13 protein-coding genes are annotated in these 12,913 nt (G+C 65.2%); all 13 read left to right on the forward strand.

The features are described 5' to 3' along the window. Positions 1–9 precede the first annotated feature (9 nt). The 13 genes from TK49_RS20660 to cheA all read left to right on the forward strand — a co-directional run bounded on the left by TK49_RS20660 (position 10) and on the right by cheA (position 12,900). Complete coding sequence (locus TK49_RS20660) at positions 10–831, forward strand: ABC transporter ATP-binding protein (RefSeq protein WP_045219636.1); 822 nt, start codon at positions 10–12, stop codon at positions 829–831. After that, positions 815–1,645, forward strand: a complete 831-nt coding sequence (locus TK49_RS20665; protein WP_082076365.1) for an ABC transporter permease — start codon at positions 815–817, stop codon at positions 1,643–1,645. The genes TK49_RS20660 and TK49_RS20665 overlap by 17 nt, the downstream gene beginning before the upstream one ends. Before the next feature lie 27 nt (positions 1,646–1,672). After that, positions 1,673–2,677: an ABC transporter substrate-binding protein gene (locus tag TK49_RS20670; RefSeq protein ID WP_045219640.1), complete on the forward strand. Its 1,005-nt coding sequence runs from the start codon at positions 1,673–1,675 to the stop codon at positions 2,675–2,677. 20 nt (positions 2,678–2,697) lie between these two features. Next, positions 2,698–3,492, forward strand: coding sequence for an IclR family transcriptional regulator (locus TK49_RS20675; RefSeq protein ID WP_045219642.1), 795 nt, complete (start codon positions 2,698–2,700; stop codon positions 3,490–3,492). Positions 3,493–3,563: 71 nt separating this feature from the next. Continuing rightward, complete coding sequence (locus tag TK49_RS20680) at positions 3,564–4,751, forward strand: CaiB/BaiF CoA transferase family protein (protein WP_045219644.1); 1,188 nt, start codon at positions 3,564–3,566, stop codon at positions 4,749–4,751. 2 nt (positions 4,752–4,753) lie between these two features. Continuing rightward, positions 4,754–5,608 (forward strand): citryl-CoA lyase, encoded by an 855-nt coding sequence (locus TK49_RS20685; RefSeq protein WP_045219646.1) that lies wholly within the window; start codon positions 4,754–4,756, stop codon positions 5,606–5,608. Then, entirely contained in the window at positions 5,605–6,123 is a 519-nt protein-coding gene (locus TK49_RS20690) for an SMP-30/gluconolactonase/LRE family protein (RefSeq protein ID WP_240480025.1), read from the forward strand. Before TK49_RS20685 ends, TK49_RS20690 begins: the two co-directional genes overlap by 4 nt. Positions 6,124–6,904: 781 nt before the next feature. Then, positions 6,905–7,222 carry a flagellar transcriptional regulator FlhD gene (gene flhD, locus TK49_RS20695; protein ID WP_045219649.1) on the forward strand — a complete coding sequence of 106 codons (318 nt, stop codon included), beginning with the start codon at positions 6,905–6,907 and terminating at the stop codon, positions 7,220–7,222. Positions 7,223–7,298: 76 nt separating this feature from the next. Continuing rightward, on the forward strand, positions 7,299–7,859 hold the full coding sequence (gene flhC / locus TK49_RS20700; RefSeq protein ID WP_045219651.1) for a flagellar transcriptional regulator FlhC: 561 nt from the start codon (positions 7,299–7,301) through the stop codon (positions 7,857–7,859). Between the two features lie 543 nt (positions 7,860–8,402). Beyond that, a complete protein-coding gene (gene motA / locus TK49_RS20705; protein WP_045219652.1) occupies positions 8,403–9,263 on the forward strand; it encodes a flagellar motor stator protein MotA in 861 nt (286 codons plus the stop codon). 77 nt (positions 9,264–9,340) lie between these two features. Continuing rightward, entirely contained in the window at positions 9,341–10,315 is a 975-nt protein-coding gene (gene motB / locus TK49_RS20710) for a flagellar motor protein MotB (RefSeq protein WP_045219654.1), read from the forward strand. Beyond that, positions 10,312–10,725, forward strand: coding sequence for a response regulator (locus TK49_RS20715; RefSeq protein WP_045219656.1), 414 nt, complete (start codon positions 10,312–10,314; stop codon positions 10,723–10,725). Before motB ends, TK49_RS20715 begins: the two co-directional genes overlap by 4 nt. 18 nt (positions 10,726–10,743) lie before the next feature. Continuing rightward, positions 10,744–12,900 carry a chemotaxis protein CheA gene (cheA, locus tag TK49_RS20720; protein WP_045219658.1) on the forward strand — a complete coding sequence of 719 codons (2,157 nt, stop codon included), beginning with the start codon at positions 10,744–10,746 and terminating at the stop codon, positions 12,898–12,900. Positions 12,901–12,913 lie beyond the last annotated feature (13 nt).

Consider the following 12,913-nt stretch of genomic DNA (forward strand, 5'->3'; position numbering starts at 1 on the left):
GAGACGCCCATGCTTTCTTCCCATCCGGCCGCGAATGGCCGGCTGCCTCCCGGTTTGCCGGCGGTGCAGCTCAATCAGGTGTCAGTGCGGTTTGGCAGTTTTACGGCGGTGCAGGGCGTAGACCTGTCGATCGGCGAGGGGGAATTCGTGGCGGTGGTGGGGCCCACCGGGTGCGGCAAGAGCACGTTGCTCAACGCCGTGACGGGGCTGCTCAAGCCGGCCGGCGGCACGGTGAACGTGTTTGGCGAGCCGCTGACAGGCCTGAACGGCAGCGCTGGGTTCATGATGCAGCAGGACTCGCTGCTGCCCTGGAAGACGGCGCTCGACAACGTCGCGCTCGGCCTGGTGTTCCAGGGCATGCCGGTGGACGAGGCCCGCGAGCGCGCCCGTCCGTGGATGAAGAAGGTCGGCCTGGCCGGCTTCGAGGCGCGCTATCCGCATCAGCTCTCGGGCGGGCAGAAGAAGCGCATCAGCATGGCGCAGACGCTGATCCTCTCGCCCAAGATCGTGCTGATGGACGAGCCGTTCTCGGCGCTCGATGTGCACACGCGCCACCTCATGCAGAGCGAGCTGCTGCGCCTCTGGCAGGAAGACCGCAAATCGCTGCTGTTCATCACGCACGACCTGGAGGAGGCCATTGCCCTGGCCGACCGCGTGGTCGTCATGTCCGCCGGGCCCGCCAGCCGGCCGGTTGGCGATGTCGAAATCACGCTGCCGCGTCCGCGCAACGTGTCTGAAATCAACATGTCCGACGCGTTCATCCGCCTGTATCGCGAGATCTGGTCGATCCTCGGCACCGAAGTGGAGAAGAGCCATGCCGTCCAGCACTAACACGATGCCTACCGTGGGCACGCAGCGCGCCGGTCTCGCGCACAAGACCAGGATCCGCCTGTTCCAGCTGGCCGTGGTGGTGTTGATGTTCGGCTCGTGGGAGGGCCTCGGCCGCGCGGGCGTGGTCGATCCGTTCTATTTCTCGATGCCGTCGTCGATCGTCGCGCGCATCTGGGAGTGGTTCACCGCCGGCGACATCTACACGCATCTGGCCATCACCCTGGCCGAGACGATTCTCTCGTTCGGCATCGGCACGCTGCTCGGTATCAGCCTGGGGTTGTGGCTCGGCTTGTCCAAGCTCGCGGCCGAGGTGCTGGACCCGTTCATCAAGGTCTTCAATGCGATCCCGCGCATCCTGCTCGCGCCCATCTTCGTGATGTGGTTCGGTCTGGGGCTGACCTCCAAGGTGGCGCTGGGCGCGACGATGGTGTTGTTCATCACGTTCTTCAATACGTACCAGGGCGTGCGCGAGGTGAACCCCGTCATCCTGGCCAACGCGCGGCTGCTCAAGGCCAGCCGCATCAGCCTGCTGCGCCACGTCTATGTGCCGTCGGCCACCAGCTGGATTCTCTCGAGCCTGCGCGCTTCCGTCGGCATGGCCGTGATGGGCGCGATCGTGGCGGAGTACCTCGGCTCGTCCGCTGGCCTGGGCCACCTGATTGCGCAGGCCGAAGGCGTGTTCGATGCCACCGGCGTGTTCTCGGGAATCGTCGTGCTGTCGGCCTTCGTGATTGCGCTGGACCGCAGCGTCGATGCGCTCGAAGGCAAGTTGCTGGTGTGGCGCCCGAAGGTCGACCCCGAAACGGGCGCCTGAGCCCCAAGCACAATGAGGGAGACAACCATGAAGCGATGGATTTCGGCCCTGTTGTGTGCGGCCGTCTGCACGGCAGCCAACGCCGCCGAGCCGGAGAAGAAGGACGTGAGCCTGTCAGTCGGCTCGATGATCCTGAACTACATGCCGGTGCCGCTTACGCAGTCGCTGGGCAACTTCCAGAAGGAAGGGCTCAACGTGAAGGTGGAGAACTTCCAGGCCGGCGGCAGCAAGGCACTGCAGGCGCTGATTGCCGGATCGACCGATGCGGTGGTGGGCTTCTATGACCACACCATCCACATTCAGGCGCAGGGCAAGGACATTGTGTCGGTCGCGCTGCTCAACGTTACGCCCGGCATCGTGCTGGCCGTGCGGCCCGACCTGGATATCAAGAGCGGCAAGGATCTGAAGGGCAAGAAGATCGGCATCACCGCACCGGGCTCGTCCACCGATCTGTTTGCCCGCTATTACGCCATCAAGAGCGGGCTGCAGGTGAACGACGTGTCGTACATCGCCGTGGGTTCCGGCGCGCCGGGCATGGTGGCGCTGGATCGCAAGGAGATCGACGCGCTCGTCAACTTCGACCCCGTGGCGAGCCTGCTGGAGAAGCGCCGCGCCGCCAAGTTCCTCGTCGATACGCGCACCGATGCCGGCTCCAACGCCGTGTTCGGCGGCCGCTACCCGACCGCCACGCTGTACGTGACGCGCGACTTCATGACGAAGAATCCGGAGACCGTGCAGCGTCTGGTGAACGCCTTCATCCGCACGCTCAAATGGATCGACGCCAGCACGCCCGAGGCCATCGCCGACAAGATGCCCAAGGAGCAGCAGGTGGGCGGGCGCGACGTGTTTGTCGATGCGCTGCGCCACTCCAAGCCGATCTTCTCCAAGGACGGCCTGATGACCGATGCCGATGCCAAGGTGGCGCTGACGGTGCTTTCCAGCTACGACGAAAAGATCCGCAACGCCAGGATCGACCTGGCGAAAACGTACACTAACCGCTTCGTCGACCAAGCCCTGAAGACGGTCAAGTGAACCGTCTCGCCCAACCCGCCATGACCGCAGAGCGCCAAACCACCCAGAACGAGATCACGCCCGCCGCCAACGAGGGCGATGCCGCCACGCCGGGGCAGTCGGGGGTGGCTGCGCTGGACCGCGCGTTCTCGATCCTGTTTGCGTTCCGCCCCGGCGATTACGCGCTGACGCTGGCCGAGCTGGCCGCGCGCACCGGGCTGTACAAGAGCACGATCCTGCGGCTTGCCGGCTCGCTCATCCAGCACCGCATGCTGTTTCGCCTGGAAGACGGCCGGTACCAGATCGGTGCCGCGCCGTTGATGCTCGGCGCGCTCTACCAGCGCAGCATGCGCCTGGGCGACGTGGTGCTGCCGCACATGCGCGCGCTGGCCGAGGCCACCGGCGAGGCGGTGTCGTTCTACATCCGCGAGCGCGATGTGCGTGTCTGCCTGCATCGCGTCGATTCGAGCCACGCCATCCGCGATCACGTGCGCGAGGGTGACGTGCTGCCGCTGGAGCGCGGCTCCGGCGGGCGCGTGCTGTGTGCGTTCTCCGGCATGCAAGGCGCCACGTACGACGCGATCCGGCGCGATCACTACTACGTGTCGATCGGCGAGCGCGATCGGGAAACGGTGGGCCTGTCGGTGCCGGTGTTTGGCGTGCAGCAGGCGCTGCGGGGTGCGCTGTGCCTTGCCGGTCCGGCGTCGCGCATCGACGGGGCGCTGCTGCAATCGTGGCGCGTGACGGTGCTGGAGCACGCCGCGCAAATCACGTCCACGCTGGGTGGCGACCCCGCGCCGCTGCGTCTCGCTGCCCAACTGATCTCTAAAACCTAGGCTCCGCCAAGACGCCCCACCTCCTGAGCGGGGCGAGGGGCGGAGCCGACTGTGTAGCAGGAGTTGTTTTCATGGCTTTGCCTCTCGCGGGTTTGCGCGTGCTCGACTTGTCGAACGTGCTGGCCGGGCCGTTCTGCGGCTATCAGCTGGGTTTGCTCGGCGCTGAAGTCATCAAGATCGAGGTGCCGGGCAATGGCGATCTCGCCCGCCGTCTGGGCGCCGATCCTGAGCAGGCGCGCCGCAAGATGGGCGCCTCGTTTGTCGCCGTCAATGCGGGCAAGCAGTCCGTCACCGTCAACCTGAAGCACCCCGAGGGGCGCGCGATCCTGCTCAAGCTGGTGGCGCAGGCCGACGCGCTGATCGAGAACTACCGCCCCGGCGTGATGGACCGCCTGGAACTCGGCTACGACGTGCTGCGCGAGGTCAACCCGCGTCTCGTCTACTGCGCCATCTCGGGCTTCGGCAAGGACGGCCCGCTCAGCGGCAGACCCGCATACGACCAGATCATCCAGGGCATGTCCGGCGTGATGAGCGTCACCGGCGACGACGCATCGGCGCCGCTGCGCGTCGGTTACCCGATCAGCGACACGGTGGGCGGCATCACGGCGGCGCTGGCCGTCACCGCATGCCTGCTCGGCGCGCAGCGTACGGGGCAGGGCTGCATGGTGGACGTGTCGATGCTGGAATCGACGCTCGCCACCATGGGCTGGGTCGTCTCCAACTACCTGAACGCCGGTGTGACGCCGCAGCCGATGGGCAACCAGAATTTCACCGCCGCGCCGTCGGGCACATTCACCACGGGCGATGGGCTGATCAACATCGCCGCCAACGAAGACAAGCAGTTTGCCGCGCTGTGCCGCGTGGTGGGGCATCCGGAACTGGCCACCGACCCGCGCTTTGCCGAGCGCCATGCACGCAAGGAACATCGCCAGCAACTCAACGACGCGCTGGAAACGGCATTGGCCGCGCGCCCGGCCGCCGAATGGGAGCCGCTGCTGATCGAAGCCGGCGTGCCGGCCGGGCTGGTGCTCGACGTGCCTGGCGTGCTGGCGCACGAACAGGTGACGGGCCGCGGCTTCGTCACCTCGTTCCCGGAGGCCGGGCAGCACGTGACGCGCGCGGGCTTCCGCCTCTCGGGCGAAGATCCGTGCCCGCAGACACCGGCGCCATCGCTCTCCGCCCATACCGACGACTGGCTTGCCAGGCTCGGTTACCGCCACGACCAAATCGAAGCCTTGCGCGCCGAAGGCGCCATCTAATCATGACGACCGCACCGACACAGGACGCCGCCGGCCTCGCCGCCGATTACTGGCGCACCGACATCATCGACATCGAACCCGGCCGCATCCACGTACGCGGCTACCCGATCCAGGAGCTGATCGGCCAGATCGGCTTTGCCGAAATGATCTGGCTGATGCTGCGCGGCGAGCTGCCGGCCAAGGGGCAGGCGGCCTTGCTGGAAGCGGCGCTGGTGGCGTCGGTCGATCACGGCCCGCATGCGCCATCCATTGCGATCGCGAAGATGGCGACAAGCTGCGGCCTGCCGCTCAACGGCGCGATGGCGTCTGCGTTGAACGCGCTGGACGACGTGCACGGCGGAGCGGGGCAGCAGGCGGTCGAGCTGTTCCACGATATCGAGGCGCGCATGTTCGACGGCGCCTCGCTGGAGGTGGGCACGGCGGCGGGCGTCGATGCGTTCATCGCCGCGCACGGCAAGTACCTGCCGGGCTTCGGGCATCGCTTCCATCCGGTGGACCCGCGAGCGGTGCGTCTGCTCGCACTGGTGGACGAGGCCGCGCAAGACAACGTGGTCGGCGGTCGTTATGCCGCCATCGGCCGGGCCATCGCGGCGCTGCTGGCTGCGCGCAAGGGCCGGCCGATCCCGATGAACATCGATGGGGCGACTGCCGTCATCTATGCCGAGCTCGGGTTTGCCGCACCGTTGGCGCGCGGGGTGTTCTGCCTGTCGCGCGCGGTGGGCATCCTGGCGCATGCGTGGGAGCAGTCGGGCCGCGACGAGCGCAACAAGGGCCCGATGCCGCGCCAGTTGCCCTACCGCTATACCGGCGCGTCCACGCGGCATCTGCCGCAGACCGACGCGGCGACTGCGTCATGACGTATTGCAACTGGCCCCCGGTCGAGACCACCGTCCTTGCCGAAATGCCGGCCGCCCTGCGCCGGCCCGTCCCGACCGGCCGCGTGTACCGCCTGCGCGCCGATGGACGCCTCGACTGCCTGCTCTCGAACGGGCCCAGCCCGAATGGCTTGGCACTGACACCGGACGAATCCGCCCTGTTTGTCGCCATGACCCGCGACAACGCCGTCTGGCGCCTGCCGCTGCTTGCCGACGGCAGCACCAGCAAGGTCGGCCGCTTCGCGCAGTTCCATGGCACCAGTGGCCCGGACGGCATGGCGATGGACCCGGTCGGCAATCTGCTCGTCGCGCATGCCTCGCTGGGCGCGGTGTTCGCGCTGTCGCCCCACGGCGAGCCGCTGGCCCGCATCGCATCGTGCCGCGGGCGCTCCACCACCAACGTCGCGCTGACCCCCGATGGTCAGGGCATCGTCATCACGGAGTCGGCAACCGGCACCGTCCTCCAGGCCGGCTGGCGCGGGCTCGAACTCGCCTGACGGTCATCTTCCGCGCGCCGAGGGGGCACGCCCGGCCCATGGGTGCGCGGCGCAGATCACGCAGCGCCTTCCCCATACCGTCGATTCCGCACCTGACAAAGTGCACCGGCCGGTTCTGTCTCAATATGAGAGACATGTATCTATAGGTAATACAGAAGGGTAGGAGCTGTCCTACAAAGTTAGGTTCGTACTGTAGGAGCGATCCTACAAAGCTGCCTGTTGCCGGTCGGAACTGTCCTACATGGCGTGTAGGAAGCAGTAAGAAGTGTCCTACAAACCGTTAACCGGGCATCCCATGCTCACAGTCGCAAAACTGCCACGTCTTCTTTGTCGAATGAGGGTTCACAAGCGCAACAATATTGCTTTTTTGAGACAAAGATTGGGGTAAATACGTGTCAAACGTCCGCTTTAGCACATTGTCTATCCCGGGTCCGTCGGCCCACAAACGCTTCTCGTGCAATGTTTGTTAACACATTTGTAGGAAAATGGCCTACAAGTTTGTCGGAGAACTTACCCCCCTGATGTAGGGGGCTACCCTTCTTTACTTACCCTCAACTGAAACCCACAATGTGTTCAACACAAAACAACTTCACCATGTCTTGATTGACGTGAGTAAGAAGGGGCGGAAAGTGCCGGCAACGGCGCCGACCGCCAGAAGCATCCGGTCTGTGGGGATCGGGGCATGTCCGGCGAGGGTAGGTGCAGACGAAGTCTGTGCTACCGGACAGCACCGTGCGGGGTCGGATGCACGCTGTACTTTTACTGCACACGACGGGACAACATGGATACGCAAGACATTGTTTCCGAGATCAGCGAGCTGAATCTCACCTACCTGATGCTTGCCCAGCAGATGCTGGCCAAGGATCGCGATGCCGCGCTTTTTCGCCTCGGCATCTCCGAAGAACTGGCTGACATCCTGCTGACGATGTCGCCCGCGCAGATCGTCAAGCTGGCCAGCACCAACGTGCTGCTGTGCCGCTTCCGCTTCGACGATCACGCCATCCTGGGTCTGGTGACCCAGCCGCACCGTGACAAGGGCCTGCAGCAATCGCAAATGTCGATCCTGCTGGCGCGTCAGGCGGTTGAGCAGATCAACTGAACTGTTTGCGGCGGGTTTTCCGCCGGGTTCAGGGATTGCACTTTGGATGAGTAGCAAGCGTAGCGGGAGCAGTGCCATGCGACACACCAGCGTCATGAATGAAGTCGAGCAGATCCACCTAGCAGCGGAATTGATTTCGCTCGGTGCGCGTCTGCAACTGCTGGAACAGGAGACCACGCTCAGCCGTGAGCGCCTGGTCAAGCTGTACAAGGAAATCCGGGGGGAATCGCCGCCCAAGGGCATGCTGCCGTTCTCGGCGGACTGGTTCCTGACGTGGTCGCCGAACATCCATTCGTCGATTTTCCTGAACATCTATCGCTTTCTGGGCGAGAACAGCCGCAGCACCGGGGTGCGCCGCCTGATCTCGGCCTACAAGCTGTACCAGGAACACATCTACGTCCATGAGCAGGAAGAGGTGCTGTCGATCACCCGTGCGTGGATGATGCTGAAGTTCTTCGAGGGGAAGATGCTGCACACCGTGAAGTGCAAGCGCTGCACCGGCCATTTCGTGGCCCACGCAGACGACCTGCACCATGATTTCGTGTGCGGTGTGTGCCAGCCGCCGTCGCGCGCCGGGAAGAAGAAGCGCGTGGCTGGCCAGGCCGATGCGGTCGCAGAGAAGACGATCGAAGCCTGACGCGGTAGGGACGGAAACACGGACGGCCGGGAACGCCGGACGGGAAAGACGGGAAACGGGAAGCGCCGGCCAGTCCGGCACGCAGTACGACACATATCGAACACAACCCGCGCACGAGCAGCACAGGGGCTCAGACAGTCAAAAAAGGGGAAGGGGGTACGCCGGTCGCAGGCAACTGCAGACCGGTTTTTTTTTGTGCGTCCCGTCGTGCATGTGCCTCCTTCCGTATCGGCACGGCCCCACCGGTTGACGGCGCCCGACGAACGCGTTGGGCGCACCCGGTGCCGCCTGCGCGCCACGGTTACCCGAAGAAGAGGGGACGGAAAGCGATTTCCGCCCCTTTTCTCATGGGCGCGCGGCCGCCTTTGGGAGGGTGATGCTCAAGCCGCCCGTTTTGCTGCCGTTCATGGTGGGTAAGGGGTGCGCGGCGCGGTGTTCCGGACCTGCGGGGGCTGCAAAAGCCTGCGCGAGCCTTCAGTTAACCCGTGCCATGCCGTTATTCCCCTTGTATTGATCGCAGGATCCCATTCAGGAGTTCACCCCGTGCTAGTCGCCATCGGTTACATCGTGATTCTCGCCTCGGTGTTTGGCGGCTACATGCTGGCCGGAGGCCATCTGGGCCCCCTGTTCCAGCCGACGGAGCTGCTGATCATTTTCGGCGCCGGCTGCGGTGCGTTCGTCGTCGGCAACGACAAGAAAGCCATCAGCGCCACGCTCAAGGCCCTTCCGGGCCTGTTCAAGGGCTCGAAATACACCAAAGCGCTCTATATGGAAGTGATGGCGCTGCTGTACGTGGTGCTGTCCAAGATCCGCCGCGAAGGGATGATGTCCATTGAGGCCGACATCGAAGCCCCGCACGAAAGCGCGCTGTTCGCGAACTACCCGGCCATCCAGGCCGATCACCACGCGCTCGATTTCATCTGCGATTACCTGCGCCTGATGGTGGGCGGCAACCTGAATCCGTTCCAGATCGAAGCACTGATGGATCAGGAAATCGACACCCACCACCACGAGGCCGAACAACCGGCCCGCATCATCACCAAGGTGGGCGACGCCATGCCGGCCTTCGGCATCGTGGCCGCCGTGATGGGTGTGGTGCACACCATGGGTTCGGTCGGCCTGCCGCCGGCGGAACTCGGCAAGCTGATCGCCTCCGCGCTGGTCGGTACGTTCCTCGGGATCCTGCTGGCGTACGGCTTCATCGGGCCGCTCGGTTCGCTGCTCGAGCAGCGCGCCGAAGAATCGACCAAGTTGTTCCAGTGCATCAAGGTGACGCTGCTTGCCAGCATGAACGGCTACGCCCCGGCGATCGCCGTGGAATTCGGCCGCAAGGTGCTGTTCTCGACCGAGCGCCCCTCGTTTGCGGAGCTGGAAGACCACGTGCGCGGTGCCAAGACGGCGTAGCGGGAACCCATGACCACGAAGCGCAGCCGATGAGCCGCGCCGGATAACGACGCAGTACACACCGACGGGAACGGACCATGAGCAAGTCCAGCACGCCGACCTTCATTGTCATTCGGCGCAACAAAAAAGGCGGACACGCGCACCACGGTGGCGCGTGGAAGATCGCCTACGCCGATTTCGTGACCGCAATGATGGCGTTCTTCCTCCTGATGTGGCTGCTGAGCTCCGTGACCAAGGCCGAGTTGTCCTCGGTGGAAACGTACTTCCGCACGCCGCTGAAGGTGGCGCTGTTCGGCGGTGCCGGTTCGGGCGACCAGTCCAGCATCCTGAACGGCAGTCCGGCCATCAAGCAGAACATGCCGCAGCCCAACCCGAGCCCCAGCCCCACGGTGCAGCGCCAGCGCAACATCCGCGACGAATCCGATGATGCGGTGCTCAACAAGCTCAAGCAGAAGATCGCCGAGATGGTCGAGACCAACCCGGTGATGAGTCAGTTCAAGCACCAGCTGCTGATCGACATGACCAGCGAGGGGCTGCGCATCCAGATCGTCGACCAGCAGAACCGGCCGATGTTCGCCAACGCCAGCGCCGAGGTGCAGCCGTACATGCGCACGATCCTGCGGGAGCTGGGCTCGGCGCTGAACGACGTGCCCAACCCGATCAGCCTGTCGGGCCACACCGATGCCACGCAATACGCCACGCAGCACGGCTACAGCAACTGGGAGCTCTCTGCCGACCGCGCCAACGCTTCGCGCCGGGAACTGATCGCGGGCGGCATGAAGCCCGAGAAGGTCAGCCGCGTGGTGGGCCTGGAGGCATCGGTGCCCCTGGACAAGACCAATATCTACAACCCGATCAACCGCCGCATCAGCATCGTCGTGTTGAACAGCCGTGCGGCCGAGGCCGTGCGCTCGGGTGGGGTCGAGCCGGTGGCCGACCTTCGCAACGACGGCAAGGACACGCTGACCGACGCCGCCGCACGCGCCACGGGTGTGGCCGATGCGATGTCGCCGGCCAAGCCAGCAAGCGCCGAGGGGAGAAAGACGCAATGAGCGAGAAACATATCCTGGTGGTGGACGACTCCACGTCGATCCGCCGCATGATTGCCGCGTGCCTGCGCGAATGCGGCTTTGCCGTGACGGAGGCCGCCGACGGCAGCGCGGCGCTCGACGTTGTGCGCGAGCACGCCGGCAGCGCGCATCACCTCGTGATCACCGACCAGGTCATGCCCTCGATGGACGGCCTGACGCTCATCCGTGCACTGCGCGCGCTGCCGGCCTACGCCGACACGCCCATCCTGATGCTCACCACAGAGGCCGACGGCACGATCCGCGAACAGGCCCGGGCGGCCGGCGCGACCGGCTTCCTGCCCAAGCCGTTCGACCCCGAGGGCCTCACCGATTCTGTCATGCAACTGTTCGAATGGCATGCGCAGACCCACCGGTCTGCGTCGGCCCATTAATCGACCGAGACGACCAACATGAACCTCGATCTCAGCCAGTTTTTCGGCGCCTTCTTCGAAGAAGCGGAAGAGCTGCTCGTCGACATGGAGCGGCTACTGCTCGATCTCGATCTCGCGAATCCTTCTTCTGATGATCTGAACGCCATCTTCCGCTGCGCGCATTCCATCAAGGGCGGTGCGGCCACCTTCGGTTTCACGCACATGACCGAACTCACGCATGTGCTGGAGTCAATTCTGGACCGCGCACGCACCGGCACCCTGCAACTGCGCGAGAACATGGTCGATGCCTTCCTGGAAACGAAAGACGTGTTGAAAAGCCAACTTGATGCCTACCGGCAAGAGCACCCCATCGATACGGCCACGCTCGAATACATGGTGGCCAAGCTCAACAGCCTGACTGCCGACGACGCCGCCGCGCCGGCTGCGCCCGCTCCTGTGGCCGCCGCGCCGGCCCCGGTGGCGGCCCCCGAACCCGGGCCGGTGGCGGCCGAGGCACCGGTGGCTGCGCCCGTGGGCGCCATCGACGGCGGGCTGGACATCAAGCTCATCGACGTCTCGAATGAAGACTGCGAGCTCATCGTCACCGAACTCAAGCACCTGGGCACCGTGCTGCGCCACGTGCGCAGCGGCCGCAACAGCGACATCGTGCTGCAGAGCACGTGCACGCCCGACGACATCATCGCGGTGAGCTGCTTCATCATCGACGCCGATCAGATCGTCATCACGCCGCACGCTGGTGACGCCGCGCCGGCTGCCGTTGCACCGGTGGCCGAAGCCGCCGTTGCCGCGCCGACGCCGGCCGCAGCCCAGACCGCCGTGCATGCGCCGGCCGCCAACGAGGCGGTGCCCGCGCCGGCTGCTGCCGCACCGGTGCCGACGCGCCCCGTCGCAGCCGAAAAGCCGGCCGTGGCGGCGGAAACGTCGATCCGCGTGGGGGTGGAGAAGGTTGACCAGCTCATCAACCTGGTTGGCGAGCTCGTGATTACGCAAGCCATGCTCGCGCAGACTGCGTCGTCGTTCGACCCGGTGTTGAACGAGCGCCTGTTTGCCGGCCTGTCGCAGCTCACACGCAACGCACGCGACCTGCAGGAAGCCGCCATGTCCATCCGCATGATGCCGATGGACTACGTGTTCAACCGCTTCCCGCGCCTGGTGCGCGACCTGGCGCACAAGCTCGGCAAGCAGGTCGAGCTGTCGACGTTCGGCAAGTCGACCGAACTGGACAAGGGCCTGATCGAACGCATCATCGATCCGCTTACGCACCTGGTGCGCAACAGCCTGGACCACGGCATCGAATCGCCGGAAGCCCGCGTCGCGGCTGGCAAGGATGCGACCGGCCAGCTGCTGCTGTCCGCGGCGCACCAGGGCGGCAACATCGTCATCGAGGTGAGCGACGACGGCCAGGGCCTGAACCGCGACAAGATCCTCAAGAAGGCGCGCGAGCGGGGCCTGCCCGTGTCGGACAACATGACCGACGACGAGATCAACCAGCTCATCTTCGCGCCGGGCTTCTCCACCGCCGACCAGGTGACGGACGTGTCCGGCCGCGGTGTGGGCATGGACGTCGTCAAGCAGAACATCCAGTCGATGGGCGGCTATGTCGAGATCCAGTCGCAGAAGGGCAAGGGTACGACGATCCGCATCGTGCTGCCGCTCACGCTGGCGATCCTGGACGGCATGTCGGTCAAGACCGGCGACGAGGTGTTCATCCTCCCGCTGTCGTGCGTGGCCGAATCGCTGCAGCCGCGCCCCGAAGACATCAAGGCTGTGCCAGGCGGCGGGCGGCTGCTGAAGGTGCGCAACGAATACCTGACGCTGGTGCCGCTGTACGAGCGCTTCCGCATCACGCCGTCGATTCCCGATCCGTCGGAAGGCATCGTCGTCATCCTCGATTCGGAGGGCAAGAAGATCGCCCTGCAGATCGACGAGCTGGTCGGCCAGCAGCAGGTGGTGGTCAAGAACCTGGAGACCAACTACCGCAAGGTACCGGGCATCTCTGGCGCGACGATCCTGGGCGACGGCAGCGTGGCGTTGATCGTCGACGTGTCGGCGCTGATGCGCGAGACCCGCGCCGGACATTCAGAAAACGCCATGCGTGCCGTTACTGCCGAAAAGCAGGAGATGGGCGAAGCACAGGGCGGGCGTTTCTCGACCGAGGCCATGGCCGCGGCATAAGCGTCCACGCCAG

The organism is Ralstonia mannitolilytica, assembly GCF_000954135.1.
GTDB lineage: Bacteria > Pseudomonadota > Gammaproteobacteria > Burkholderiales > Burkholderiaceae > Ralstonia > Ralstonia mannitolilytica.